At 53.1% G+C, this 2,784-nt stretch carries 2 rRNA genes; both read right to left on the bottom strand.

The features are described from left to right. A 23S ribosomal RNA gene (locus tag F4V60_RS03725) occupies positions 1–795 on the bottom strand; the annotation flags it as partial. A gap of 539 nt (positions 796–1,334) precedes the next feature. Further along, a 16S ribosomal RNA gene (locus F4V60_RS03720) occupies positions 1,335–2,784 on the bottom strand; the annotation flags it as partial.

Here is a 2,784-nt window from a genome sequence, read left to right as displayed (position 1 = left end):
CTGCTTCACACTGGCCATGGGTAGATCACCCCGCTTCGGGTCCAGGACATGCCACTAAAAACACCCCATTAGGATTCGGTTTCCCTACGGCTACCCCACACGGGTTAACCTCGCGACATGCCGCTGACTCGCAGGCTCATTCTTCAAAAGGCACGCCATCACACACAAAAGGTGCTCTAACGGATTGTAAGCACATGGTTTCAGGAACTATTTCACTCCCCTCCCGGGGTACTTTTCACCATTCCCTCACGGTACTATTCACTATCGGTCACACTGAGTATTTAGGCTTACCGGGTGGTCCCGGCAGATTCACAGCAGATTCCACGAGCCCGCTGCTACTCGGGCAACCCAACAACTTGCACACCATCATCTTCACCTACAGGGCTCTCACCTTCTACGGCGGGTCATTCCAAACCACTTCACCTAACAACAACACACAAGCCCGGCATCAGTAGCTACCAGACATCAGGGCCCACAACACCGCACACACAACCCCTACCAGGTATCACATGCACACGGTTTAGCCTCATCCACGTTCGTTCGCCACTACTAGCAGAATCATTATTATTTTCTCCTCCTACGGGTACTGAGATGTTTCACTTCCCCGCGTACACCCCCACAACAGCTATGAATTCACTGAAAGGTCACCACCAATAACGATGGCGGGGTTTCCCCATTCGGACATCCTCGGATCAACGCTCAATTGACAACTCCCCGAGGCTTAACGCAGCCTTACACGTCCTTCATCGGCTCAGCATGCCAAGGCATCCACCATGCGCCCTAAATAACGAACACACAAACCACAATCAACACACACAACCACCACCACCAAAAAGCAGCAACAATCACGCACGAAGAAAAGGTCATGAACTACACAAAACACAAAAGAATAAAAAAAGAAATTACACCAAACACGCACCACCACCACCAAAGCAGCAACAGCACGCGCTTGAAATGCTCGCGTCCACTATACAGTTCTCACACAACACCCCACACAACCATGAACACCAGCACTAAAAAGCACCAACACCACAACCATGCGAGCAACACAAGGACAATAATGCCCCAGACACCCAACAATGCACCAACACACCCCACACACGCACCCACACCACACAAGGCAAGAACACGCACGCACAATCTTGTATTTATCTCATCCACAAACTCTTGACAATCAAGCAACCATGAAATGCCACCACCCACACCCCAATAGCATGAGCACTAACACCAGGTATGTCTCCACCCGATTAAAAAATAAGCAGCAGCAACACAAACGGTCACTCAACCACCCAACCCCAAATGCAAACCTGCACGGGAAAATAAAAACTCCTTAGAAAGGAGGTGATCCAGCCGCACCTTCCGGTACGGCTACCTTGTTACGACTTCGTCCCAATCGCCGATCCCACCTTCGACAGCTCCCTAACAAGTTTAGGCCACTGGCTTCGGGTGTTACCAACTTTCATGACGTGACGGGCGGTGTGTACAAGGCCCGGGAACGTATTCACCGCAGCATTGCTGATCTGCGATTACTAGCGACTCCGACTTCATGGGGTCGAGTTGCAGACCCCAATCCGAACTAAGGCCGGCTTTACACGATTCGCTCCACCTCACAGTATCGCAACGCATTGTACCGACCATTGTAGCATGTGTGAAGCCCTGGACATAAGGGGCATGATGATTTGACGTCATCCCCACCTTCCTCCGAGTTAACCCCGGCAGTCTCTCATGAGTCCCCACCATAACGTGCTGGCAACATAAGACAAGGGTTGCGCTCGTTGCGGGACTTAACCCAACATCTCACGACACGAGCTGACGACAACCATGCACCACCTGTATACAGACCACAAGGGACAAGCCATCTCTGACCCAATCCTGCATATGTCAAGCCCAGGTAAGGTTCTTCGCGTTGCATCGAATTAATCCACATGCTCCGCCGCTTGTGCGGGCCCCCGTCAATTCCTTTGAGTTTTAGCCTTGCGGCCGTACTCCCCAGGCGGGGCGCTTAATGCGTTAGCTACGGCACAGAAGACGTGGAAGCCCCCTACACCTAGCGCCCACCGTTTACGGCATGGACTACCAGGGTATCTAATCCTGTTCGCTACCCATGCTTTCGCTCCTCAGCGTCAGTTACTGCCCAGAGACCTGCCTTCGCCATCGGTGTTCCTCCTGATATCTGCGCATTTCACCGCTACACCAGGAATTCCAGTCTCCCCTACAGCACTCAAGTTATGCCCGTATCGCCTGCACGCCCGGAGTTAAGCCCCGGAATTTCACAGACGACGCGACAAACCACCTACGAGCTCTTTACGCCCAGTAATTCCGGACAACGCTTGCACCCTACGTATTACCGCGGCTGCTGGCACGTAGTTAGCCGGTGCTTCTTATCCAGGTACCGTCACCTTAAAAAAGGCTTCGTCCCTAGCGAAAGGAGTTTACAACCCGAAGGCCTTCATCCCCCACGCGGCGTCGCTGCATCAGGCTTGCGCCCATTGTGCAATATTCCCCACTGCTGCCTCCCGTAGGAGTCTGGGCCGTATCTCAGTCCCAATGTGGCCGTACACCCTCTCAGGCCGGCTACCCGTCGACGCCTTGGTAGGCCATTACCCCACCAACAAGCTGATAGGCCGCGAGCTCATCCCACACCGAAAAAATCTTTCCAACAATCACACCAAAGACCGTTCATATCCGGTATTAGACCCAGTTTCCCAAGCTTATCCCGAAGTGCAGGGCAGATCACCCACGTGTTACTCACCCGTTCGCCACTCGAGTACCCCCAGCAAGCTA

Source organism: Corynebacterium flavescens, assembly GCF_008693105.1.
Lineage (GTDB): Bacteria > Actinomycetota > Actinomycetes > Mycobacteriales > Mycobacteriaceae > Corynebacterium > Corynebacterium flavescens.
Note: the sequence above shows the minus strand (reverse complement) of the source record. Positions and strands in the feature narration are given on the sequence as shown.